This is a genomic window from Streptomyces sp. NBC_00568, assembly GCF_026341855.1.
Lineage (GTDB): Bacteria > Actinomycetota > Actinomycetes > Streptomycetales > Streptomycetaceae > Streptomyces.
Genome location: NZ_JAPENW010000001.1, coordinates 2,540,806 through 2,564,783 on the forward strand (window position 1 = coordinate 2,540,806; position 23,978 = coordinate 2,564,783).

Below are 23,978 nucleotides of genomic sequence, written 5' to 3' on the forward strand. Positions count from 1 at the left end.
CTCCCCGGCCCGGCCGAGCCCCCGGGCCCCGCGTGCTCGGGCGACCCGCACTCCGCCGACCGCGCCGACAGCGGCCCGACCGGGACAGACGGCACAGGCACAGGCACAGGCCCGGGCCCGGCCGGCTCAGACCCGGCCGGCTCAGACCCGGCAGGCTCAGGTCCCGCAGGCTCGGGCCCCGCAGAGTCAGGCCCCGCAGGCCAGGGCGACACAGGCTCAAGCCCCGCAGGCTCAGGCCCGACAGACCAGGGCCCCGCAGGCTCAAGCCCCGCAGGCCAGGGCGACGGTGGGAAACCCGCCGGGGACGGAGCCCGGCAACGGGGGGCCCGGCGGGCACCGACCGCTTGGGTGTCCCGGTTCGCCGGGGCACCCCGTCGGCTGCGCCGGGTGTCCTCCCTGCGCGCAACCTTCACCGTGTCCTTCGCCGCCGTCGCCGCCGCCGTCACGGTCCTGGTCGGGTTCCTGAGCTACGACGCCGCCGCCCGGCTGGTGCGCGTCGACCAGCAGACGGTCTTCGCCGAGGTCGTGCAGGACCTGCGCGACCAGGTCCGTGAACACCCGCTTCAGCCGCAGGACTTCGCCTCCCCCGACACCGACCACGACGGGCCCCTCGACGACATCATCCGGCCCAGCCGCACCGACATCCAGGTGCTCGGGCCCGGCGGCGCGATGGTCGACCGCGGCACTCCGCCCCTGCCCGTGAACCGTCACGACCGGGCGATCGCCGACGGCGGCACGGCGGGCGAACTGGCGGAACACAAGGACGTCGACGTCGACGGCGACCGCTACCGGCTCGCGACCGTCGCGCTCGGCGGCGGACGGGGCGCGGTGCAGATCGCCCAGCAGTTCAGCGACACGGAGGACCTGCTCCGGGAGCTCCAGCAGCGGACCGTGCTGCTCGTCGGGGCTGTCGTGGTCGCCGCGGGGCTGTTCGGCTGGTGGCTGGCCCGGCGCATCACCCGGCGCCTGGTGCGGCTCGCCGGGGCCGCCGAGGACGTGGCGCGCACCGGTCGCCTCGGCATCCAGGTGCCGGTCACGGGGTACGACGAGGTGGCCCGGCTCGGCCGGTCCTTCGACCGGATGCTCGGACGCCTCGCCCAGTCCGAGGAGGACCAGCGCCGCCTGGTCCAGGACGCGGGACACGAACTCCGTACGCCGCTGACCTCCCTGCGTACGAACATCTCCATGCTCCGCCGGATCGACGAACTGCCGCCCGACGCCCGCGAGGAACTCGTCGCCGACCTGGCCCTGGAGTCCCGGGAGCTGACCGATCTGGTCAACGAACTGGTGGCCCTCGCGGCCGGCCAGTCCGACACCGAGCCCGTACGACACCTCGACCTCGCCGAACTCGCCGAGGATGTCGCGATCGTCGCGCGCCGTCGCACCGGCCGGGAGATCACCGTCCACGTCACCGGGGACACCGCGGTCGACGGCCGGCCGACCGCCCTCCAGCGCGCGGTCTCCAACCTCGTGGAGAACGCCGCCAAGTTCGACCGGGGCGGCAGGTCCCCGATCGAGGTCGTGGTGACGGGTCCCGCGCCGCGGACCGGCGCAGGACAGTCCGGTGATTCCGGCGGTCCGGACACGGGTGCCCGGCCCGGGCCGGTCCGCGTCGAGGTGCTCGACCGCGGCCCCGGCATCGGCGACGACGACCTCGTGCGTGTCTTCGACCGCTTCTACCGCGCCGCCGACGCCCGCAGCCTGCCCGGCTCGGGCCTCGGCCTGTCCATCGTCCGCGAGGTCGCCACGGCCCACGGCGGCACACCCTTCGCGTTCCACCGCGAGGGCGGCGGCACGGTGATCGGCTTCACGGTGGGGCGCTGACCTCGCGTGCGGGCGCCCGCCGGGGTGCCTGCGGGTCCGGTGGGTGGGTCGGGGCCGTGCCGGTACATCCCAGTCCGTCGCCGCTGGATCAGACGTCAGTTCTGACGCGAGCCGCTGCTCGATCCGAACGTAAGCGACGGACATAGGGATGTACCGGCACGGCCCCTCCCGCCGCATCCCGGCTGCGGGTCGCACGTGGCGAAGATCCAGCCCCTCCGGCGTTTGAGGAGCGGGGTCTGGGGCGGAGCCCCAGGGTGGGACGGGTAGGGGCGGAGGGGGCGAGAACACTCCGCTACACCCGGAGCGCCGCCAGCTGTTCCTCGAACGGCACCACCCGGAACCCGTCCTCGCGACCGGACGCGGCCACCTGGACCGGGCCGGGCGAGCCGGACGAACCCTGGGCCGGGACCGCAGGCCCGGACTCGGCCGAAGCCGGCGCCGACGCCGAGGGCCGTACCTGGGCCGGTGGAGGAGTGGACGCGCCCGTCAGGGCGGACATCAGCACCGCCAGTTCACCCGCCGCCCGCTCGATCCGCTCGGCAAGCCCCTCCGCCCCCCAGTCCTCCGAAGCCGCGTACACCCCGGTAGGGACGATCACCGCCCGCAGATACGCGAACAGAGGACGCAGCGCGTGTTCGAGGACCAGCGAGTGCCGCCCGGTCCCCCCGGTCGCCGCGATCAGCACGGGCTTGCCCGCCAGCACGTCCTTGTCGAGCACGTCGAAGAAGGACTTGAACAGTCCGCTGTACGAGGCGGAGAACACCGGTGTGACGACGATCAGCCCGTCCGCCGAGGTCACGTCGTCGATCGCGGCGGACAGCGCCCGCCCGGGGAAGCCGTTGGTGAAGTTGTGCGCGATCTCGACGGCGAGGTCGCGCAGTTCGACGACCCGCAGGTCCACCGGACCGGAAGCCCGGCCGGCGGTCGCGGCCGCCAGCCGGTCGGCCAGCAGCCGCGTGGACGACGGAACACTCAGCCCCGCCGAGACGACGACGAGCTTCATGCGACGGTCACCTCTTCCTTGGCGGCGGCCACCCGGGCCGCGTGGGTCGGCGCGTCCGGCACATCGGCCGGCCGCCCCTTGGCGAACTCCTCGCGCAGCACCGGCACGACCTGCTCACCGAGGAGGTCGAGCTGCTCCAGGACGGTCTTGAGCGGCAGCCCGGCGTGGTCCATCAGGAACAGCTGGCGCTGGTAGTCACCGGCGTACTCGCGGAACGCCAGTGTCTTCTCGATGACCTGCTGCGGTGAGCCGACGGTCAGCGGTGTCTGCTCGGTGAAGTCCTCCAGCGACGGCCCGTGTCCGTAGACCGGCGCGTTGTCGAAGTACGGCCGGAACTCCCGTACGGCGTCCTGCGAGTTGGGCCGCATGAAGACCTGGCCGCCGAGGCCGACGATCGCCTGCTCCGCCGTGCCGTGCCCGTAGTGCGCGTACCGCTCGCGGTAGAGCTCGACCATCTTCTTGGTGTGGTCGGCGGGCCAGAAGATGTTGTTGTGGAAGAAGCCGTCGCCGTAGTACGCGGCCTGCTCGGCGATCTCCGGCGAGCGGATGGAGCCGTGCCAGACGAACGGCGGAACACCGTCCAGCGGGCGCGGCGTCGCCGTGAACGACTGGAGCGGCGTACGGAACTTGCCCTCCCACGTCACCACGTCCTCGCGCCACAGGCGGTGCAGCAGCGCGTAGTTCTCGACGGCGAGGTTGATGCCCTGCCGGATGTCCTGACCGAACCAGGGATAGACCGGCCCGGTGTTGCCGCGGCCCATCATCAGGTCCACACGGCCGTCCGCGAGGTGCTGGAGCATCGCGTAGTCCTCGGCGATCTTCACCGGGTCGTTGGTGGTGATGAGCGTCGTGGACGTGGACAGGACGAGCTTCTCGGTGCGCGCGGCGATGAAGCCGAGCAGAGTGGTCGGGGACGACGGCACGAACGGCGGGTTGTGGTGCTCGCCGGTCGCGAAGACGTCGAGGCCGACCTCTTCCGCCTTCTGCGCGATGGCGACCATGGCCTTGATGCGCTCGTGCTCGCTCGGCTCCCGGCCCGTGGTCGGGTCCGGAGTCACATCGCCGACGCTGAAGATCCCGAACTGCATGGTCGCTCACCCTCCATGTTGTTGACTGTTCAACTATACCTCCGAACCACCACCTCGCCCCAGGTATTCCGCGACTGTCAGTACCCCGTCCTACGATCCCCACATGGCCGCCCCACGCCGTGACACCCGAGGCATCGTCGACGCCGCGGAGCTCTTCGCACGCGTCCGCTTCCGCCGCCACGAGCCCGCCGAGCCCCTGCGCCCCTACCTGGAGCACTACTGGCTGATCGACTGGGACCTCACCCAGCCGTACGCCTCGCACGTGGTCCCCCACCCGTCGGTCAACATCGTCTTCCAGCGGTACGCGGGACAGGACCCCTTCGGTGAGGTCGCCGGAATCGGACTCGACCTGTTCACCCAGAAACTGGAGGGGCGCGGCAGGGTGTGCGGGATCCAGTTCCGCCCGGGCGGCTTCCGCCCCTTCGCGCCGGGCCGGCCCCTGTCGTCCCTCACCGGGCAGCGGCTCCGCCTCCCGGAGGTCCTCCCCGACTCCGAAAGCGCCGTCGCGGCCGTCCTCGACCCGGACGACGAGCAGGCCCGGGTGGCCGCCCTCGACGCCTTCCTCCTGGGCCTGGACCCGCGGCCGGACCCGCAGGCCACCCTCGCGGCGGCCCTCGTCGACCGCATCCGCGCCGACCGGGCGATCCGCCACGTCGGCGAGTTCGCCGAGGCGCAGGGCATGACGGCCCGCGCCCTGCAACGGCTCTTCTCCGCGTACGTCGGCGTCGGCCCGAAGTGGATCATCCTGCGCTACCGCATCCACGAAGCCCTGGAGCGCGCCGAGACCGCCGAGTCGGTGAACTGGGCGGCCCTCGCCGCCGACCTCGGCTACGCCGACCAGGCCCACCTGGTCCGGGACTTCACGGCGACGGTCGGAGTTCCCCCGACGGCCTACGCGAGCGGCCACCAGCCTTCCTGACCCCGTCACCCCCGTCACCCCCCGGCTCGCCTCGCGGCCTCCTTCGCCCCCCGCTCCCCATCACCGGTCCGGATCACCTCTCCTGCAAATCACTTGACCGGGCCGCGCCCATGCCCCACATTTATCTGCGTGACACAGACATTGCGCGACACACATGAATCTTCGCACCCGCCCGCCCATCCGCCCGCCCGCACCCGCTGGGCGATCCTCGGCGTCGTCCTCGCCGCCGACATCCTGGATCTCCTCGACGGCACCATCACGAACATCGCCGCCCCGACCATCGCCCACGACCTCGGCGGCGGCACCGCCCTCATCCAGTGGCTCGGCGCGTCCTACGCCCTCGCGCTCGGCGTCCTGCTCGTCCTGGGCGGACGGCTCGGCGACAAGTACGGCCGCCGCCGGCTCTTCCTGACCGGCCTCGCCGGCTTCACCGCGGCCTCGGTCGCCTGCGGCCTCGCACCGACACCGGAAACCCTCGTCGCCGCCCGCCTCGCCCAGGGCGCCTTCGGCGCGCTCGTCATTCCGCAGGGCTTCGGCATCCTCGGCGCGACCTGGCCCCGGAACGAGATCGGCAAGGCGTACAGCCTGTTCGGACCGGTGATGGGCCTGTCCGCCGTCGGCGGTCCGATCCTCGCCGGACTCCTCATCGACGCCGACCTCGCCGGCCTCGGCTGGCGCTCGATGTTCCTCATCAACATCGCCCTCGGCGGCGCCGCACTCCTCGCCGCCGCCCGGTTGCTCCCCCGCGACACCGGCGACCGCACGACCAGCGTCGACGCCCCCGGTTCCGCCCTCCTCGGCGCCACCATGCTCGCCCTGCTCACCGGCCTCATCCAGGGCTCGGCCCACGGCTGGACCGCGCTCCCCGTCCTCCTCCTGGTCGCCGGCCTCGCGCTCTTCGCGGCGTTCTGCCACCGCCAGCGCACCGCGCCCAGCCCGCTGATCCGGCCCTCCCTCCTGCACAACCGCGGCTTCACCTCAGGACTGCTCCTCGGCATCGTCTTCTTCGCCGCGGTCGCCGGCCTCCTCTACGTCGTCTCCCTCTTCCTCCAGCAAGGCCTCGGCCGCTCCCCCTCGGGTGCCGCCCTCGCCCTCATGCCCCTGTCGGCGGGCATCGTCATCGCCTCGATCGCCTGTTACCGCCTGATCGCCCGCCTGGGCCGCCGCCTCGTCCTCATCGGCTTCCTCGTCACCCTCGCCGGGACCGCCCACCTCCTCGCCCTGGTCGCCGTCTCCGGCACGGACACCGGAAGCTGGGCCCTGGTCCCCCCGCTGCTCGTCATCGGTCTGGGCATGGGCGCCTGCTTCGGCTCGCTCTACGACGTCACCATCGGCGACATCGCGCCCGAGGAGGCCGGCAGCGCGGGCGGCTCGCTCGGCGCGGTCCAGCAGCTCGCCAACGCGATCGGAGCCGCCGCCGTCACCACCGTCTACTTCCGGACCGGCGGCGGCGAGACCCACGCCACCGCCGTGAGCCTCACCGTCGTCGCCGCCATCACCCTGCTGTGCTGCCCCCTCGTACGCCTGCTGCCGCTCAAGGCACCGGACGAACAGCACCACTAAGGAACGAGGACCAGCCGGCCCCGCAGCCCGCCCTCCGCGAGCCGCGCGTGCGCCTTGCCGACCTCGTCGAGCGCGTACGTCTCGGCGACCCGGGTCGTCAGCGCCCCCTCGTCGACGAGCGCCACCAGCTCCGCGAGCCGGGCCCCGTCGGCGGCGACCTCCACGGCACCGGTCCGCACTCCGCGCACGGACTCCGGGTGGGCCCCCGGGATGACCCCCATGAAGGCACCCCCGTCCCGCACCCACTCCAGCGCGTCCGCGCCCAGGATCGCCGCGTCCAGCACCGCGTCCACGCTCCCCGGAGCCACCGCGCCCGACACGAACCGGTCGGCACCCAGGGACCGTACGAACTCCTCGTCGCCCTCCCGGGCCAGCGCGGTCACGTGCACGCCGAGCCGGGCGGCGAGCTGCACGGCGTACCCGCCGACGGCCCCCGCGGCCCCGGTGATCAGGAGCTTCTGCCCCGGCTCCAGCCCCAGCCCGTCCAGGGCCTGGGCCGCGGCCAGCGCGTTGAGCGGCAGGCTCGCCGCGTGCACCGCGTCGACCGAGCGGGGCGCCGCGGCCACCGCGTCGGCGTCGACCACCACGTGATCGGCGTGCGTACCGAGAGGCTTGGCCGGCCCGTACGCCAGCGCCACCACCTCGTCGCCCACGCTCCACCCGGAGGCGACCCCGACCGCGTCCACGACCCCGGCCACGTCCCAGCCGAGCCCCAGCCGCTTCCCCGCGCCCCCGAAGACACCCGCCCGCACCCCGGCGTCCACGGGATTGACCGCCGCGGCCGCCACCTTGATCCGCACCTGCCGGGCCCCCGGCTCCGGCACGGCGACCTCGACGATCTCTACGGCTTCCGGTCCACCGAACGTCGTCACAACCACTGCACGCATCCCAGCTCACCCCATCAGTAGGTCATCCACGGGTCTCTTTCCCGCTGCAACAACCCTAGGAAGAGTTACTATCCATTGGTAAGTAGGCACCTGAAGGTGCGTACGTCACCCGGAGGTGAGTCATGGCGACCACGACAGCGGCCCAGCGGCGCCAGCAGGCCCGTGTCGAGTACGACGCGTTCATCAAGAGCTGCCCCACCAACCAGCTCCTGGACCGCATCAGCGACAAGTGGGTCAGCCTGATCGTGAGCGCGCTCGCCGACGCGGGCGGACCGATGCGCTACAGCGACCTCGGCCGCAAGATCGCCGGCGTCAGCCCCAAGATGCTGACGCAGACGCTGCGCTCACTGGAGCGCGACGGCATCGTCTCCCGCACGGTCACCCCGGCCGTCCCGGTCCGCGTCGACTACGAACTCACGCCGCTGGGCGGCAATCTGAGCTGCCTGCTCACCGCCGTCAAGGACTGGGCGGAGCACCACATCGAGGAGGTCGTCGAGGCCCGCGAGCGCTACGACGCCGCGTCCGAGGCCGCCTGAAACTCCCCGGACCGCAGCCGCGCGACCTGCTCGGCACTGAAGTCGACCGTGCGCCGCATGTGCCCGATGATCAGGGCGACCTCGGCGTCGTCGAGCCCGTCGAACAGGCCGTACCAGCCGCCGCCCAGCCGCTCCCACATCCGGCCGAACTCGGCGATCTTCTCCGGCACGGTCGCCACCAGCACCCGCCGCCGGTCGACCACATCGCGCTCCCGCAAGACGTAGCCCGCCTTCTCCAGCCGGTCCACCAGCCGCGTGGCCGACCCGGTCGTCAGCCCCGTCATCTCGGCGATCCGCCCGGTGGTCACCGGCCCCGCCTCCAGGCTCAGCAGATTCACACACTGCACATCCGTCGGATGCAGCCCGACGTGGTCGGCGAGGGCCTGGTTGAACAGCGCGTACGAGGCCATGTACCGCCGCGACACGACCGCCAGCTCCCCCAGCAGCCGCTCCCGCGCTTCCCCAGCCATACCGGCCCCTTCCACCACACCAACCGAAATCGTACGTGCGCCATCCGGCGACCAACCAGGCCCCCGGAAAACCGGCGTCCACCCAACCCACGGCACGGACACCCGCACCAACCTGGGGATCCGCCCCAGACCCCGCTCCTCAAACGCCGGAGGGGCTGGAACTTCCCGGGACTGAAAAGAGGAAACGCACCCGCAGCCGAAAAGTGCACCAGTGGGGCGAAGCCCAAGCCCCCACGCACCCGCAGTGGAGATCGCACGGGAGGGGCCGTGCCGGTACATCCCTAGGTCCGTCGCTTACGTTCGGATCGAGCAGCGGCTCGCGTCAGAACTGACGTCTGATCCAGCGGCGACGGACTGGGATGTACCGGCACGGCCCCGACCCACCCACCTACCCACCGGCCCGCACGCACCCCGGCAGACGCCCACGCGAGGCGAGCGCGAGCGCACCCGCAGGCCTAGAACGCGTACGAATCCCCGGTGTCCAGCGCCAGCACCCGCTGCCGGTCATTCGCGTGGTTCCGGTCCACCGACCCCCCACCCCACACGGTGTCCACCTCCATCGACACCTCCGACGGCACCCCCCGCAACCGCACCCTCACCCGAATCTCCTCCCCCAGCCCATCCGCAGGCAACGCCCCCGTACGGCACACCACCGTCCGCTCCCCCGCCCGCGCACACCGGGCCGGCAGCCGCTGCACATCGTGCAGCGGGGCCGACCACCGCAGCCGCACCGTCGCATCGTCGACGGGGTTCGGCCCATGGTTCCGCGGCGTCAGCCGGACATCGACCCGCCCGCCGCCCATGGTCACGTACCCGTGATAGGCGAGATCGGCCTCGGGCCCCACGACGGCCCCGGCCGCGGGGCCGCCACCCACCAGAACAGCCCCCAGACTCAGCACACCCACCGCACACACAACCCGCATGAGGCCATTCCTCCGCTCGCTCGCCACCCGGAATGATCATCGGGTCATCGACCCGCGTCAGGGGATGTATCCCACCCCTGACGCCCCGCAGGCGCCTGCCAACAGGTGACGCACCATCACGCCGGAGCACGCGCGACGAGCCCACCCCCGCATGCCACAGTGACCGCATGCCGATCGCCCGCTCCGCCGCCCTCTTCGTCCTCGCCGCGTTCCTCGAGATCGGCGGCGCCTGGCTGGTCTGGCAGGGCGTACGCGAACAGCGCGGCTGGCTCTGGATCGGCGCCGGCGTGATGGCCCTCGGCCTGTACGGCTTCGTCGCCACCCTCCAGCCGGACGCCGAGTTCGGCCGCATCCTCGCCGCGTACGGCGGAGTCTTCGTGGCCGGCTCCCTCGCCTGGGGCGTGGTCGCGGACGGCTACCGCCCCGACCGCTGGGACATCACCGGCGCGCTGATCTGCCTGGCCGGAATGGCCGTGATCATGTACGCCCCGCGCGGAACCTGACCCACCACCGCCAGAGAGCCCACCACCAGGGAGCCCACCACCGAGCGATCCACCACCCGACGCCTCACCCCGACACCTCGCCCCGCCCACCGGCACCTCGCCCCCCGTCCACCCGTCCTCGCCCCCACCTATCCTTGCCGGAGAAGCCCCAGCCCACCGCCAAGGAGCAGCCGTATGACCCCCGCCGCCGCGTCCCGTATCGCCGTCATCACCGGTGCAAGCAGCGGAATCGGCGCCGCGACGGCCCGGCAGCTCGCGGCCGAGGGCTACCGAGTCGTCGTCACCGCCCGCCGCAAGGACCGCATCGAGGCACTGGCGGCGGAGATCACCGCGGCGGGCGGCCAGGCCACCGCGTACGCCCTGGACGTCACGGACCGCACCGCGGTCGACGAGTTCGCGTCGGCGTTCAAGACGATCGGCGTGCTGGTCAACAACGCGGGCGGCGCGCTCGGCGCCGACCCGATCGCGACGGGCGACCCGGCCCAGTGGCGCCAGATGTACGAGACGAACGTCATCGGCACCCTGAACATCACGCAGGCCCTCCTCCCGGCGCTCACGGCCAGCGGCGACGGCACGGTCGTCGTCCTCTCCTCCACGGCGGGCCACGGCACGTACGAGGGTGGCGGCGGCTACGTCGCCGCCAAGCACGCCGAGCACGTCCTCGCGGAGACACTGCGCCTGGAGATCGTCGGCACGCCCGTCCGGGTCATCGAGGTCGCCCCCGGCATGGTCAAGACCGACGAGTTCGCCCTGACCCGCTTCGGCGGCGACACCGAGAAGGCCGCCAAGGTCTACGCGGGCGTCACCCAGCCCCTCACCGCGGACGACGTCGCCGAGACCATCACGTGGGCCGTCACGCGCCCGAGCCACGTCAACATCGACCTGCTCGTGGTCCGCCCCCGGGCCCAGGCGTCGAACACGAAGATCCACCGGGAACTGTGATGCCCGATCCGGCGTCACCTTCGGAGCGGCCCACCACGGACGACGCGGAAAAGGCCCGCCTGGCCCTGGAGAAGAAGCGCGAACGCTACGTCTGGTACTACCTCGCGTACTTCCTCTTCGGTATCCACATCGTGGCCTTCGTCATGATCTACGCGGTCCTGCACGCGAAGTGACCCACCGGTCGGTGCAACGCTCGGCGGCTCCGCCGCTCAACTCACACCAGCAGCCCCACCCATAACTCACACGGGTGAATTGATTCGATCACCCGCACGTCCACCGAACTCCCGACCTAGGCTCGCGCCACAACATCAAACACGACGGCCCTCGGCCGGGACTGCCATCCCGACCGAGGGCCTGACCAGCACGGAAGCGAGCCTTCCTGATGGCTGAACGCGAGCCTAACGCGATCCCCTGCGCTCCGGACGAATCCCGCAGCGGGACAACAGAGTTCATGGATCTCGTAGCCCCCGACTACGCCTACATGTTCGGCTTCCTGCAAGCCGACGGGCACCTCTCCAAGGGGACAGGTCAGAAAGGGCGCATGACCGTCGAGCTCAGCGCTCGCGACGTCGGAATTCTGCGCGAATTCCAACGCCTGACCCCGTACAACAGCAGCATCACCGGACGCACCCGGTCGACCAACTTCACCGCCAGCCACACGTCCGCGATCTGGACCCTGTGCGCCCTCGAAGCAAGGACACGACTGAACGAACTCGGTCTGCCGTACGGCCGCAAGTCCAGGACCATCACGCCCCCTCGCGTCCCGTTCTCGCAACGCGACTATCTCCGAGGAGTGATCGACGCAGACGGCTCGGTGGGCTTCACGGCCAAGGGCTTTCCCTTCGTCTCGCTCACCACCGCCAGCGCCGCCATCGGCGCCTATCTGTGCTTCTACGCGGGCAGGATCACCGGCGTCGAACGGTCCCTCAAGCGCAATGCCCGCGACGACGTCTTCAACATCCTTTACACGACGGAAGCAGCCCAGAAGCTGGGCACCCATCTCTACTACCCGGACTGCCTGTCACTGGACCGCAAGCGGACCGCCGCCGAGTCTCTCCACACCTGGTCACGCCCGGCCGACATGCGCGTAGCGCCCGACCGCCGTCGCTGGACGCCATCGGAGGACCGCTTGCTGCTGGCACTGAACAACGACGCCGCGGCCGCCAAGGAACTCGGCAGGACCGAGAAGAGCTGCTGCGTCCGCCTTTGGCGTCTTCGGACTGGCAAGACCCCGCTGCCCGCCGACGCCTGACCGACTGAACGGCGAGGCCCCGGACCGGGGCCTCGCCGGTGTCAGCCCTTCACACAGATGAACTGCTTCAGCTTCGCCACGACCTCGACGAGATCACGCTGCTGCTCCATCACCTGCTCGATCGGCTTGTACGCACCCGGGATCTCGTCCACGACGCCGGAGTCCTTGCGGCACTCCACGCCCCGCGTCTGCTCCTCCAGGTCCTTCGTCGTGAAACGGCGCTTCGCGGCGTTCCGGCTCATGCGCCGACCCGCCCCGTGCGAAGCCGAGTTGAAGGACTTCTCGTTGCCGAGGCCCTTCACGATGTACGAGCTGGTGCCCATCGAGCCGGGGATGATTCCGAACTCCCCGCTGCCCGCGCGAATCGCGCCCTTGCGGGTGACGAGCAGGTCCATGCCCTCGTACCGCTCCTCCGCAACGTAGTTGTGGTGGCAGCTGATCTCCGACTCGAAGGTCGGCTTCGCCTTCTTGAACTCCCTGCGGATCACGTTCTTCAGAAGCGCCATCATGAGCGTGCGGTTGTACTTCGCGTACTCCTGGGCCCAGAACAGGTCGTTGCGGTACGCCGCCATCTGGGGCGTGTCCGCGACGAAGACGGCGAGGTCCCGGTCGACCAGGCCCTGGTTGTGCGGGAGCTTCTGCGCGACACCGATGTGATGCTCGGCAAGTTCCTTGCCGATGTTCCGGGACCCGGAATGGAGCGTAAGCCACACAACACCCTCGGAATCGAACAACAGTTCGATGTAGTGATTTCCCGCGCCTAGCGTTCCCATCTGCTTCACAGCCCGCTCCTGACGGAACTTGACCGCTTCGGCGACCCCGTCGAACCGCCCCCAGAAGTCGTCCCACCCGGCGGTGGCCAGCCCGTGGAACCGGTCCGGGGCGACCGGGGAGTCATGCATCCCCCGTCCCACCGGAATCGCCTCCTCGATCTTCGACCGGAGTCGCGAGAGGTCGCCCGGCAGGTCGTTGGCCGTCAGGGACGTGCGGACCGCGGACATTCCGCAGCCGATGTCGACACCCACCGCCGCCGGGCACACCGCGTCCCGCATGGCGATGACGGAGCCGACCGTCGCGCCCTTGCCGTAGTGGACGTCCGGCATGACGGCGAGCCCCTTGATCCAGGGCAGGGTCGCCACGTTCTGGAGCTGGCGCAGTGCGACATCCTCGACCGACGCGGGGTCGGTCCACATGCGGATGGGAACCTTCGCGCCCGGCACCTCTACGTACGACATATCGTCCTCGATCCCCAGAAAAACAACAGAAGTCTTAAATCGCAAAACCGGCGCCTAGGTCGACGTATGGGACAACGGACCGGCGTCCACGGCTCTGCGTGCGATACACATTGTCTCCAGGGGCCGCCCCCGTGCGGCAACCGAATAACCACAGGACACCCGGGCCGAAGCGCCGTCGGGAACCGTCGAGAGGAGCCTGACCGTGCAGCGGAAGGCGTACGTAACAGGCGCCGCTGTGCTCCTCGCGGCATTGCTTGCGGGCTGCACGGGCGGTACGGACGAGGGGAATTCACCCCCGGACTCCAAGAGCGGCAACGCCGGCACGACGGCTCCGGCCGCCCAGCCGGGCAAGTACCGCACCCTCCCGCAGGCGTGCACGGCGGCCGATCACGACACCCTCGACGCACTGCTGCCCGGCATCCAGCAGAGCACCGACGAGAAGCAGCAGGAGAAGCTGTACGACGGTGAGGCCACGGTCACGTACAACACGGACCGGCGGGACGGCTGCAACTGGAAGGTGGAGTCCACCTCCGCCACCGATCACCTCTTCGTCGACTTCGAGCGCGTGGTCTCGTACGACACCGCGGTGAGCGACGACGACAAGGCCGAGGAGCTCTACACCGCCAAGGAGACGGCGGCCGACCTCCCCGAGCCGTCCGCGTCGGCCTCCGCCTCGGGCGACGACGCCAGTCCGAGCCCGAGCGACGGCACCGGCACCCCGGCCGGCGACGGAGGCGGCAGCGACGAGGGCGACGGCAAGGGCGACGGCTCCGGCACCCCTTCCGCCTCCGCCTCTCCGTCGGGAACGCCCACCGCTCTCCAGCCCCGCGTCCTCGACGGTCTCGGCGACCAGGCGTTCCTCGACGACAAGCTGAGCACCGGTTCGTCGACGGCTCAGCAGCGCACGGTGACTGTGGTGTTCCGCACGTCCAACGTGATCGTGACGATCGAATACGCCGAGCAGCCGACGGCTTCCACGGACACCCCGGACAGCGAAGAAATGCAGGACAGGGCGTGGAAACTGGCCCGGGAGCTGGCCGACGAGCTCAACGGCTAGCGGCCCCGCGGCACCTGCGGGCACCCCGGCGCAAACCCCCCGAACGGGAACCGCTCGGGCGCCTCACCGCGTACCGTGGCCCCTCGGACCCGACCGGTCGCACGTTCCATGTGCGGCCGGACCACGAGCGCCACGAGTGAAGGAACCATGCACCGACCAGTACAGCGAGTAGGCCGAGCACCGCGACTCACCCGCATCCTTGTCAGCGCAGCCGCCGTCCCGGTGATGCTCGTCGCCGCGGGCTGTTCCTCGGACTCCGACTCCGGCGACGACGCGCAGAAGAGCGCGAGCGCGACGCCGGACGCGAAGGTGTCCGAGAGCGCCTCGGCCGATGTCGTCCAGCCCGCCGCGTACGCGGCGCTTCCCGAGCCGTGCTCGGTGCTGTCGAAGAAGACTCTGGGCGAACTGGTCCCCAAGGGGAGCAAGTCGGGCAAGGAGGGCAAGTCGGACGACGCGGCGCAGCGCGGCAACTGCAACTGGAGCAGCCTCGACAACAACGGTGTGAAGGGCTCTCAGTTCCGCTGGCTGAACGTGGCGCTGCTGCGTTTCGATTCGGACACGCGTGGCGCGGGCGACGAGCAGGCGCACGCGTACTTCGAGAAGCAGGTCACGGGCGCGCAGTCGGTGGAGGGCGCGAAGGGCGCCAAGTCCGAGCCGGTCGCCGGGACGGGCGACGAGGCGACGGCCGTGCGGTACGACCTGAAGAAGAAGGAAGGCTCCTTCAAGCAGCAGACGATCGTGACGCGCGTCGAGAACGTGGTCGTCACGCTCGACTACAACGGTGCCGGTCTCGCGGGTGAGAAGACCCCGGACGCCGCCGACCTGCTGAAGGACGCCGAGAAGGCGGCGAAGGAGGCGGTGGCCGCGGTGACCGCCGCGAACGAGGACGGCGGCGGGGCGAGCGCGTCCTCTTCGGAGTCGTCCTCTTCGTCGAAGGCGTCGTCCGGCTCGAAGGCTCCGTCCAGGAGCGCCTCCGGGAGCGCTTCGCCGTCGAAGTCCGCGGCGAAGAAGGACTGACCCGCCCCCGTCCGTTTTCGGGGCTCAACTCGTATCTTTGGCGGGACAGTTGCAGGGGCCCGGTCCTCTCGGGGACCGGGCTCGTCCCATACCGCGCATCCGTACGCCACACACATGTGCCACTCTGTTGCGCGCAACAACACGCAAGCGGAGGGGAGTGCAGGTGGCCGCGCCCATACAGCTGACACGGATGCACAAGATTCTCATCGGCGTGGTCGTCGCCGGTGCGGTCGTCATCGCCGGGATCGGCTTCGCCGGTTCCTACACGGCGGTCCGTGAGCTGGCGATCCAGAAGGGGTTCGGGAACTTCTCGTACGTCTTCCCGATCGGCATCGACGCGGGTATCTGCGTCCTGCTCTCCCTCGACCTGCTCCTGACGTGGATCCGTATCCCGTTCCCCCTGCTGCGCCAGACCGCGTGGGTGCTGACGGCGGCGACGATCGCCTTCAACGGCGCGGCGGCCTGGCCGGACCCGCTGGGTGTGGGCATGCACGCCGTCATCCCGATCCTGTTCGTGGTCTCGGTCGAGGCGGCCCGGCACGCGATCGGCCGCATAGCCGACATCACGGCCGACAAGCACATGGAAGGCGTCCGCCTCACCCGCTGGCTGCTCTCCCCGCTCCCGACGTTCCTGCTGTGGCGCCGCATGAAGCTGTGGGAGCTGCGCTCCTACGAGCAGGTCATCAAGCTGGAGCAGGAACGCCTTGTCTACCAGGCACGGCTGCACGCACGGTTCGGCCGCGCCTGGCGCCGCAAGGCCCCGGTGGAGTCGCTGATGCCGCTGCGCCTGGCGCGCTACGGCGTCCCGCTCGCGGAGACGGCTCCGTCCGGTCTGGCGGCGGCGGGCATCGAGCCCGCGGTGCTGCCGCCGGCGCCCGTGCCCGCCCTGGCGCCGGCCGACGCGTCCGCGAGCAGTCGCACCCCCGAGCCCACGGCGGCCCTTCAGCCCCAGCTCATCGAGCAGCGCCCCGCTCCCGAGGGCAGCGAACGCCCCGAGTCGCCGGAGTACGCCGAGCCACAGAATCCGTGGCTCCAGGCGCGGAACCCCCAGTCCATCGAGTACCAGGGCGGCTACGACCCAGACGCGGCGTACCGGGAGTGGTTCGCGGAGCAGCAGCAGGCCGAGCTGTTCGAGGAACAACAGCAGTTCCGGTCCGCTCAGCAGTTCCAAGAACAACAACGGTTCGAGGAGCAGCAGAGGTTCGAGGAGCAGCGGCGGTTCGGGCAGCAGTACGAGGTGCCGCCGGCCCCCGAACCCGAGCCCGCCCCGGAGCCCTCTCCGGAGGACACCGGTACCTTCCCGATCCCGTCTGGCCCGGGCCGTACCCGTGGGCTGGGTTCGGGCGGTAGCACGGAGCCGACCGAGGAGGACTACTACCTGGTCTTCAAGAAGTCGATAGACGGCAGCTACCCGACCTCGGGCCAGTTCAGAGGTGACGTGGAGGCGACGTACCGCCTCACGCTCCCGCAGCGTGAGGCCGACCGCATGGTCCACCGCTTCACCAACCGCCACACGGCGGAACTCCAGGAGGACCACATCGCGTAGGCACCCCGGTGGGTGACCGATGGAGTGTGTACGAGGAAGGGGCGCCCGGTGATCACCGGGCGCCCCTTCCTCGTACGGCTGTGCTGTGTGCGGTTACGCGCCGAGCAGCTTGCGCACCCGGTCCTGTCCGACGGCGAGCAGCAGCGTGGGCAGGCGCGGCCCGGTGTCGCGGCCGACGAGCAGGTGGTAGAGCAGGGCGAAGAAGGTGCGCTGGGCGACCTTGATCTCGGCCGGGAGTTCCTTGGCGGTGGCGTCGGCGGGGAAGCCGGCCTGGACCTTGGGAACGCCGTAGACGAGGTGGGTGAGGCCGTCCAGGGACCAGTTCGCCTCCAGTCCGTCGAGGAGCAGGCGCAGCGACTCGCGGCCCTGGTCGTCGAGGGACTTCAGGAGGTCGACGTCGGGCTCGTCGCGGACGACGGTGCGTTCCTCGGCCGGTACCTGGGTGTTGATCCAGGTCTCGGCCTTGTCGAGCCGGGGCCGGACCTCGTCCAGGGAGGCGAGCGGGTTCTCGGGGTCGAGCTCGCTCAGGATGCGCAGGGTCTGGTCCTCGGCGCCGGCGGTGATGTCGGCGACGGAGGCGAGGGTGCGGTACGCCATCGGGCGGGGGGTCGGGGGCAGTTCCCCGGCGGCGGTGCCGACGGCGCGGGTGTACGCGGCGGCGTCCGCGGGCAGCACGGAGCCGTCGGTGACCTTGCCGGCGAGCTTGTCCCACTCGTCGTAGAGCCGCTGGATCTCCTGGTCGAAGGCGATCTTGAACGACTGGTTGGGGCGGCGGCGGGCGTACAGCCAGCGCAGCAGCTGCGGTTCCATGATCTGGAGCGCGTCGGCCGGGGTGGGGACCCCGCCCTTGCTGCTGGACATCTTGGCCATGCCGGAGATGCCGACGAAGGCGTACATCGGTCCGATGGGCTGCTTGCCGCCGAAGAGCCCGACGATCTGCCCGCCGACCTGGAAGGAGGACCCCGGGGAGGAGTGGTCGACGCCGCTCGGCTCGAAGACGACGCCTTCGTAGGCCCAGCGCATGGGCCAGTCGACCTTCCAGACCAGCTTGCCGCGGTTGAACTCGCTGAGCCGGACGGTCTCGGAGAAGCCGCAGGCGGAGCAGGTGTACGTCAGCTCCGTCGTCTCCTCGTCGTAGGCCGTGACGGTGGTGAGGTCCTTGTCGCACTGCCCGCAGTAGGGCTTGTACGGGTAGTACCCGGAGGCGGAGCTGCCGTCGTCCTCGGCGGCGGCGCCCGATCCCTCGGCTGCTTCGAGTTCGGCCTCGTCGACCGGCTTCTGGCCCTGCTGCTTCTTGGCGGGGGCCTTCTTGGTCCGGTACTGGTCGAGGATCGCGTCGATGTCGCCGCGGTGCTTCATCGCGAACAGGACCTGCTCGCGGTAGGTGCCCGAGGTGTACTGCTCCGTCTGGCTGATTCCGTCGTACTCGACGCCGAGCTCGGCCAGCGCCGCGGTCATCGCGGCCTTGAAGTGCTCGGCCCAGTTCGGGTACTCGGAGCCCTTGGGGGCGGGGACGGAGGTCAGCGGCTTGCCGATGTGCTCGGCCCACGACTCGTCGACGCCCGCGACGCCCGCCGGAACCTTGCGGTAGCGGTCGTAGTCGTCCCAGGAGATCAGGTGGCGCACGGTGTGCCCGCGGCGGCGGATCTCGTCGGCGACGAGGTGCGGGGTCATGACCTCGCGGAGGTTGCCGAGGTGGATCGGGCCGGAGGGGGAGAGTCCGGACGCGACGACAACGACCGGTGCGGCGGCGCCAGAGTGTTTCGCGCCCGGGGCCCGACGCTCCGACTCCTCGATGACCTCATCCGCGAAACGGGAGACCCAGTCGGTGGTCTCGGTGCTCTGAGCCACGATGCGCACGTCCTTCTTTCTCAATACGGCAGTACGGCTGACGCGACCATTCTCCCAGCTCGGGCCTCAACCGCGAAAACGGCTTTTCACCGCGTGGGATACTGGCTTTCCTTGTACTCAGAAACTCCGGAACCCGAGCAGAACGGCAGCCACTCCATGGCCTCGGTCACGTCCCTCACCGCTTCCGTCCATCAGCGCCTCGCGGACGCCCTCTCGGCAGCTCTGCCGGAGGCCGGTTCCGCTGACCCGCTGCTGCGCCGAAGCGACCGGGCCGACTTCCAGGCCAACGGGATCCTGGCCCTCGCCAAGAAGGCGAAGGCGAACCCGCGCGAGCTGGCGACGCAGGTCGTGGACCGGGTCGAGTCGGGTGACGTGATCAAGGACATCGAGGTCTCCGGGCCCGGCTTCCTGAACATCACGATCACCGACCGGGCGATCGTCGAGAACCTGGCGGAGCGGTACGCGGACGGCGAGCGGCTCGGGGTGCCCCTCGCGGAGCACCCGGGCACGACGGTGATCGACTACGCGCAGCCGAACGTGGCCAAGGAGATGCACGTCGGTCATCTGCGGTCGGCGGTGATCGGTGACGCGGTGGTGCAGATCCTGGAGTTCACCGGCGAGTCCGTCGTGCGCCGGCATCACATCGGCGACTGGGGCACCCAGTTCGGCATGCTCATCCAGTACCTGATCGAGCACCCGCACGAGCTGGACCACAAGGGCGGCGAGGTCTCCGGCGAGGAGGCCATGTCGAACCTGAACCGTCTCTACAAGGCGGCGCGTTCCCACTTCGACTCCGACGAGGAGTTCAAGACGCGGGCGCGGCGCCGGGTGGTGGACCTGCAGGCGGGCGAGCCCGGGACGCTGGCCATGTGGCAGAAGTTCGTGGACGAGTCGAAGATCTACTTCTACTCGGTCTTCGACAAGCTGGACATGGAGATCCGCGACGCCGACGTGGTGGGCGAGTCCGGCTACAACGCCATGCTGGACGAGACGTGCCGGCTCCTGGAGGAGTCGGGCGTGGCGGTCCGCTCGGACGGCGCGCTCTGCGTGTTCTTCGACGACGTGAAGGGCCCGGACGGCAACCCGGTCCCGCTGATCGTGAAGAAGTCGGACGGCGGCTACGGCTACGCGGCCACCGACCTGTCCGCGATCCGTGACCGTGTCTTCAACCTGAAGGCCGACAGCCTGATCTACGTCGTGGACGCCCGGCAGTCCCTGCACTTCAAGATGGTCTTCGAGACCGCGCGCAGGGCCGGCTGGCTGAACGACGACGTCAAGGCCCACCAGCTCGCCTTCGGCACGGTGCTGGGCAAGGACGGCAAGCCGTTCAAGACCCGTGAGGGCGAGACGATCCGGCTGGTGGACCTGCTGGACGAGGCGATCGAGCGGGCGACGGCCGTCGTGCGGGAGAAGGCCGAGAAGGTGGGCCTGAGCGAGCAGGAGATCGAGGAGAACGGCCGGTACGTCGGCATCGGCGCCGTGAAGTACGCGGACCTCTCCACCTCCGCCGTCCGGGACTACAAGTTCGATCTGGACCAGATGGTGTCGCTGAACGGCGACACGTCGGTGTACCTCCAGTACGCGTACGCCCGTATCCGGTCGATCTTCGGCAAGGCCGGCGACCGTACGCCGGTGGCGCACCCGGAGCTCGAACTGGCCCCGGCGGAGCGGGCGCTCGGTCTGCACCTGGACCGGTTCGGCGAGACGCTGGACGAGGTGGCCGCCGAGTACGCCCCGCACAAGCTGGCGGCGTACCTGTACCAACTGGCCTCGCTCTACACGACGTTCTACGACCAGTGCCCGGTCATCAAGCCGGCCCCGGCGCAGGAGGTCGCGGAGAACCGCCTCTTCCTCTGCGACCTCACGGCCCGCACGCTCCACCAGGGCATGTCCCTGCTGGGCATCAGGACGCCCGAGCGGCTCTGATCTCGGTTCCACGAGAAGCCCCGCAGTCCGGGATCACCGGGATGCGGGGCTCTTTCGCGTACCGGGGTGATCCCGTGGCCCGGTCCAGGGCTGATCCTGCGGTACTTCACCTCGTACGCCGCCGGCTGGCGCACCGCGCCTCCGGCGTTGTCAGTGCCGGCCCCTACAGTCACCGGCATGGCGACACTTCCCAATCCGCTGCCGCGGCTGACGGCAGACCCGAGCGGGCGCGTGCTCGGGCTCGAACTCCCGCCCGGGAGACTGATCGACGCGACCGACGACGGCCCGTGGCACGAGCCGCTGCTGTGGCACGCCGAGGACGGTTCGGCTCCCGGAGCCTGGGCGGCGCTGGCCGCTCCGGCGCGGGGGTCCGGTCTGCTGCCGGTGCTGGTCGACGTGGGCGGCTCGCAGAACGGCCCGGAGGAATGGGAGTTGATGCCCGGCGAGGTGTCGTACCCCGGGGACCACGACGCCGACGAGGTGCTGGCCGAGTTCTGGGAGGAGTACGCGGCGGACGAACTCGACGCGGACCAGGACTACCCCGGCAAGGACAGGGTGGTCGAGATCTTCGGGGAGCAGCCGGCCCTCGACGAGACGATCGCGCCGTACGGACCGCTCTGGCCGGGCCTGGCCGCCGCCACGGCGCCCGAAGCGGATCCGGACACCCGCGCCGCCGAGATCGCCGACTCCCTCACGGGCCACGGCTCGTGGCTGAAGCAGCCTCGGCTCGCGCTGGTTCCGGCGCGCCGCAGCGCCGACATCCCGGCCGCCCTCGGCTGGTCGGGCCCTCTGAACCACGAGGGTGACGTGGGGCGTCTGTGTGCCGTGCTCCGCTCCTGGGAGGACCGCTTCGGCATACGCGTGGTGGCCCTCACCTTCGACCAGTTGGTGCTGTCCGTGGCGGCCCCGCCGGCCACCATGGCGGAGGCCGAGGCGGTCGCGGCGGAGCATTTCGCCTTCTGCCCGGACAACATCACGCAGGGCAACCACACCACGCTGCGGACGTACGCCGAGCAGGAGGTGCTGGACGAGCGGGTGTGGTCGTTCTGGTGGGACTGACCGGCGTCGGGCCGTGCCTCTGGTGGGGACCGGCGGTGGTCAGCCGCGCAGCCCTGTTCCCAGGCGGCGCAGCCCTTCCGCGATCTCGTCCGGGGTCTGCGTGACGAAGCACAGGCGCAGCGTCGACGTCTCCGGGGTGCCCGCGTAGAAGGGCGCGCCGGGCACGTACGCCACACCCTGCTCCACCACTCCACGGAGCAGGGCCGTGGTGTCGTACGGCTCGGGCAGGCGGGCCCAGAGGAACATGCCGCCCTCCGGCCGGGTCCACGTCGACCCGGCCGGGAGGGCCGCGCCGATCCCGGCGAGCATGGCGTCGCGCCGCTCGCGGTAGACGGCCGCGACCCGTGTCACGTGGGCGTCCAGGTCGCGGTCGGCCAGATAGCGGGCGGCGGCGAGCTGGTTGACGGTCGGGGTGTGCAGATCGGCGGCCTGCTTGGCGACGGCGCACGCGCGCCGCAGTGCCGCGGGCGCGCGCAGCCAGCCCAGCCGCAGGCCGGGCGCCATCACCTTGGAGAAGGAGCCGAGCAGCACGGTCCGGTCCCCGGCACCGTCGCGGGAGGCGATCCACGGCACCCGCTCGCCCTCGAAGCGCAGCTCTCCGTACGGGTCGTCCTCGACGATCCACAGTCCGCGCGCGGCGGCGACGCGGGCGATGGCGGCCCGTCGCTCGCCCGGCAGGGTGCGCCCGGTCGGATTCTGGAAGGTGGGCACGGTGTAGAGCAGCTTCGGCCGCTCCCGGGCGACCAGTTCGTCGAGTGCCTCGGGGTCGATGCCGTCGTCGTCGCCGGGCACGGCCAGCACCCGCGCTCCGGCGAAGGCGAACGCCTGAAGTGCCGCCAGATAGCAGGGGCTTTCGACCAGGACGGTGTCGCCGGGTTCCAGTAGCGCGGTGGCGAGCAGTGACAGCGCCTGCTGCGAGCCGGTGGTGACGAGGACGTCGTCGGGTCCGGTCGGCAGTCCGCGTGCGCTCGTCCGTTCGGCGAGGGCCGCCCGCAGCGCCGGTTCGCCCTCGGTCGTCGAGTACTGCAGGGCCCGTTCGGGCTCCTCGGCGAGGACGTCGCGATAGGCCGCCGCGATGCCGTCCGCGTCGAACAGTTCCGGGGCGGGCAGTCCGCCCGCGAAGTTGATCACCTCGGGTCGTGCCGTGACCGCGAGGATGTCCCGTACCGGCGAACCGCCGATCGCGGTGGCCCGGGCGGCGAGCGGGGGCACGGGTGCGGTCGCGGGGTCGGTGACGGTCACGGTGACGGCTCCTTGTCGTTGCGGGCGGCGGCCCCGGCGCGCCGGGGCCGGCTCGTGTCCGCACCCTAGGCCGGTGCGTGCCGTCTACACCCGTCAATTCCGGGATACGGACGGCAGCCCGGCGCGGCGGCCGGCGGCAGTCCGGCGCTGCGCCTGCGTCTAGGGCTTGACGCCCGTCGCGACGTACACGTTGATGTCCGCGTCCGTGACGTCGTTGATGTCGCGGTAGCGGACCTTCTCGACGTCGTCGAGCGTGGCCAGAAAGGCGGGGTCGGCGGTCTCCGGGACCGGGGCGTTGCCGTCGGGCCGCCAGTGGTGGGCGGGGACGACTCCGGGTTCGTCCAGCACCAGGCCGTTCTCGGTGAAGAAGCGCTCCACCTCCGCCTTCGAGCGCAGCACGAAGGTGAACCCCCGCTCGGTGTACGTCCGTTGGACGGCGCGGATGTTCTCGGCGTTCAGGTCCTCGGTGAGGTGGCTGAGGACGAGCCGGCTGCCGGACGGCAGCGCGTCCACGAGTCCGCGCACGATCGGGTACGCCTCGGCGTCCTCGACGAAGTGCAGGATCGCGACCAGCACCAGGGCGACCGGCTGGTCGAGGTCGATGGTCTTGGCGGCCTGTTCGAGGATCTGCCCGGGCTGCTCGAGGTCCGCGTCGATGTAGTCCGTACGCCCCTCGGGCCCGCTGGTGAGCAGGGCGCGCGCGTGGGCGAGGACGACCGGGTCGTTGTCGACGTACACGACCCGCGAATCCGGGGTGATCCGCTGGGCGATCTGGTGGACGTTCTCCTGGGTGGGCAGTCCGGTGCCGATGTCCAGGAACTGCCGGATGCCGTCGTCCGCGGTCAGCGTGGTCACGGCGCGGCGGAGGAAGTCGCGGTTGTGCCGGACGTCGAGGTAGCCCCGTGGGTTCGCGGCGAGCGCCGCGGCGGCCGCGTTCCGGTCGACCGGGTAGTTGTCCTTGCCGCCGAGGAAGACGTCGTAGACGCGGGCGGGGTGTGCCTTGGTGGTGTCGATCCTCCTTCTCAGCTCCGCGGGGTCCTGGCTGAGGGCGTCACCGGACATGGAACATCTCCCTGGAGAGTCGCGTCATTGAGCGGGCAACAACCTAACTCCTGGGGGGACTTGATCGTGCCCC

22 protein-coding genes are annotated in these 23,978 nt (G+C 70.8%); 13 read left to right on the forward strand and 9 right to left on the reverse strand.

What is annotated here, in order from left to right; translation table 11 throughout:
- The first annotated feature begins 348 nt into the window (after nt 1-348).
- Entirely contained in the window at nt 349-1,824 is a 1,476-nt protein-coding gene (locus tag OOK38_RS10950) for a cell wall metabolism sensor histidine kinase WalK (RefSeq protein ID WP_266761395.1), read from the forward strand.
- Nucleotides 1,825-2,116: 292 nt separating this feature from the next.
- On the opposite strand, the gene OOK38_RS10955 is transcribed toward OOK38_RS10950, so the two are convergent.
- Together OOK38_RS10955 and OOK38_RS10960 are read right to left on the reverse strand one after the other, a co-directional pair.
- Nucleotides 2,117-2,827: an FMN reductase gene (locus tag OOK38_RS10955; protein ID WP_266848380.1), complete on the reverse strand. Its 711-nt coding sequence runs from the start codon at nt 2,825-2,827 to the stop codon at nt 2,117-2,119.
- The gene (locus tag OOK38_RS10960) at nt 2,824-3,915 is read right to left on the reverse strand and encodes an LLM class flavin-dependent oxidoreductase (RefSeq protein WP_266761392.1); all 1,092 of its coding nucleotides are present in this window, start codon (nt 3,913-3,915) and stop codon (nt 2,824-2,826) included. The genes OOK38_RS10955 and OOK38_RS10960 overlap by 4 nt, the downstream gene beginning before the upstream one ends.
- Nucleotides 3,916-4,018: 103 nt before the next feature.
- On the opposite strand from OOK38_RS10960, the gene OOK38_RS10965 reads away from it, so the two are divergent.
- A complete protein-coding gene (locus OOK38_RS10965; RefSeq protein WP_266761390.1) occupies nt 4,019-4,834 on the forward strand; it encodes a helix-turn-helix domain-containing protein in 816 nt (271 codons plus the stop codon).
- A 129-nt stretch (nt 4,835-4,963) separates the two neighbouring features.
- Nucleotides 4,964-6,397, forward strand: coding sequence for an MFS transporter (locus tag OOK38_RS10970; RefSeq protein WP_266848381.1), 1,434 nt, complete (start codon nt 4,964-4,966; stop codon nt 6,395-6,397).
- Here the strand turns inward: OOK38_RS10970 and OOK38_RS10975 are convergent.
- The gene (locus OOK38_RS10975; RefSeq protein WP_266848382.1) at nt 6,394-7,284 is read right to left on the reverse strand and encodes a zinc-binding dehydrogenase; all 891 of its coding nucleotides are present in this window, start codon (nt 7,282-7,284) and stop codon (nt 6,394-6,396) included. The genes OOK38_RS10970 and OOK38_RS10975 overlap by 4 nt on opposite strands.
- 122 nt (nt 7,285-7,406) lie before the next feature.
- Here OOK38_RS10975 and OOK38_RS10980 point away from each other — a divergent pair, with 122 nt between their 5' ends.
- Nucleotides 7,407-7,820 carry a helix-turn-helix domain-containing protein gene (locus OOK38_RS10980; RefSeq protein ID WP_266761384.1) on the forward strand — a complete coding sequence of 138 codons (414 nt, stop codon included), beginning with the start codon at nt 7,407-7,409 and terminating at the stop codon, nt 7,818-7,820.
- On the opposite strand, the gene OOK38_RS10985 is transcribed toward OOK38_RS10980, so the two are convergent.
- Both OOK38_RS10985 and OOK38_RS10990 read right to left on the reverse strand, forming a co-directional pair.
- Nucleotides 7,793-8,290, reverse strand: a complete 498-nt coding sequence (locus OOK38_RS10985; protein WP_266848384.1) for a MarR family winged helix-turn-helix transcriptional regulator — start codon at nt 8,288-8,290, stop codon at nt 7,793-7,795. The genes OOK38_RS10980 and OOK38_RS10985 overlap by 28 nt on opposite strands.
- 455 nt (nt 8,291-8,745) lie before the next feature.
- Complete coding sequence (locus tag OOK38_RS10990; RefSeq protein ID WP_266761380.1) at nt 8,746-9,213, reverse strand: hypothetical protein; 468 nt, start codon at nt 9,211-9,213, stop codon at nt 8,746-8,748.
- A 167-nt stretch (nt 9,214-9,380) separates the two neighbouring features.
- Between OOK38_RS10990 and OOK38_RS10995 the strand changes: the two genes are divergently transcribed.
- The 4 genes from OOK38_RS10995 (at nt 9,381) to OOK38_RS11010 (ending at nt 11,910) form a co-directional block, all read left to right on the forward strand.
- On the forward strand, nt 9,381-9,716 hold the full coding sequence (locus tag OOK38_RS10995) for a YnfA family protein (protein ID WP_266761378.1): 336 nt from the start codon (nt 9,381-9,383) through the stop codon (nt 9,714-9,716).
- A gap of 174 nt (nt 9,717-9,890) precedes the next feature.
- Complete coding sequence (locus OOK38_RS11000) at nt 9,891-10,658, forward strand: SDR family NAD(P)-dependent oxidoreductase (protein WP_266761376.1); 768 nt, start codon at nt 9,891-9,893, stop codon at nt 10,656-10,658.
- Entirely contained in the window at nt 10,658-10,831 is a 174-nt protein-coding gene (locus OOK38_RS11005; protein WP_266761374.1) for a hypothetical protein, read from the forward strand. Before OOK38_RS11000 ends, OOK38_RS11005 begins: the two co-directional genes overlap by 1 nt.
- A 278-nt stretch (nt 10,832-11,109) precedes the next feature.
- Entirely contained in the window at nt 11,110-11,910 is an 801-nt protein-coding gene (locus OOK38_RS11010; protein WP_266761372.1) for a hypothetical protein, read from the forward strand.
- 41 nt (nt 11,911-11,951) lie between these two features.
- On the opposite strand, the gene OOK38_RS11015 is transcribed toward OOK38_RS11010, so the two are convergent.
- Nucleotides 11,952-13,145 (reverse strand): RtcB family protein, encoded by a 1,194-nt coding sequence (locus OOK38_RS11015; RefSeq protein WP_266761370.1) that lies wholly within the window; start codon nt 13,143-13,145, stop codon nt 11,952-11,954.
- Between the two features lie 202 nt (nt 13,146-13,347).
- On the opposite strand from OOK38_RS11015, the gene OOK38_RS11020 reads away from it, so the two are divergent.
- The 3 genes from OOK38_RS11020 to OOK38_RS11030 all read left to right on the forward strand — a co-directional run bounded on the left by OOK38_RS11020 (nt 13,348) and on the right by OOK38_RS11030 (nt 16,765).
- Nucleotides 13,348-14,202 (forward strand): DUF3558 domain-containing protein, encoded by an 855-nt coding sequence (locus tag OOK38_RS11020; RefSeq protein ID WP_266761368.1) that lies wholly within the window; start codon nt 13,348-13,350, stop codon nt 14,200-14,202.
- A 147-nt stretch (nt 14,203-14,349) separates the two neighbouring features.
- Nucleotides 14,350-15,219 carry a DUF3558 family protein gene (locus OOK38_RS11025; protein WP_266761366.1) on the forward strand — a complete coding sequence of 290 codons (870 nt, stop codon included), beginning with the start codon at nt 14,350-14,352 and terminating at the stop codon, nt 15,217-15,219.
- A gap of 190 nt (nt 15,220-15,409) precedes the next feature.
- Complete coding sequence (locus OOK38_RS11030) at nt 15,410-16,765, forward strand: DUF2637 domain-containing protein (protein WP_266765794.1); 1,356 nt, start codon at nt 15,410-15,412, stop codon at nt 16,763-16,765.
- Between the two features lie 93 nt (nt 16,766-16,858).
- On the opposite strand, the gene lysS is transcribed toward OOK38_RS11030, so the two are convergent.
- Nucleotides 16,859-18,625 (reverse strand): lysine--tRNA ligase, encoded by a 1,767-nt coding sequence (gene lysS, locus OOK38_RS11035; protein ID WP_266761364.1) that lies wholly within the window; start codon nt 18,623-18,625, stop codon nt 16,859-16,861.
- 147 nt (nt 18,626-18,772) lie between these two features.
- Between lysS and argS the strand changes: the two genes are divergently transcribed.
- Nucleotides 18,773-20,542, forward strand: a complete 1,770-nt coding sequence (gene argS / locus OOK38_RS11040; protein WP_266765793.1) for an arginine--tRNA ligase — start codon at nt 18,773-18,775, stop codon at nt 20,540-20,542.
- 177 nt (nt 20,543-20,719) lie between these two features.
- On the forward strand, nt 20,720-21,601 hold the full coding sequence (locus OOK38_RS11045; RefSeq protein ID WP_266761363.1) for a DUF4253 domain-containing protein: 882 nt from the start codon (nt 20,720-20,722) through the stop codon (nt 21,599-21,601).
- 39 nt (nt 21,602-21,640) lie between these two features.
- On the opposite strand, the gene OOK38_RS11050 is transcribed toward OOK38_RS11045, so the two are convergent.
- Nucleotides 21,641-22,843 (reverse strand): PLP-dependent aminotransferase family protein, encoded by a 1,203-nt coding sequence (locus OOK38_RS11050; protein WP_266761361.1) that lies wholly within the window; start codon nt 22,841-22,843, stop codon nt 21,641-21,643.
- Nucleotides 22,844-23,002: 159 nt separating this feature from the next.
- Nucleotides 23,003-23,905, reverse strand: coding sequence for an SAM-dependent methyltransferase (locus OOK38_RS11055; protein ID WP_266761359.1), 903 nt, complete (start codon nt 23,903-23,905; stop codon nt 23,003-23,005).
- Nucleotides 23,906-23,978: the final 73 nt, after the last annotated feature.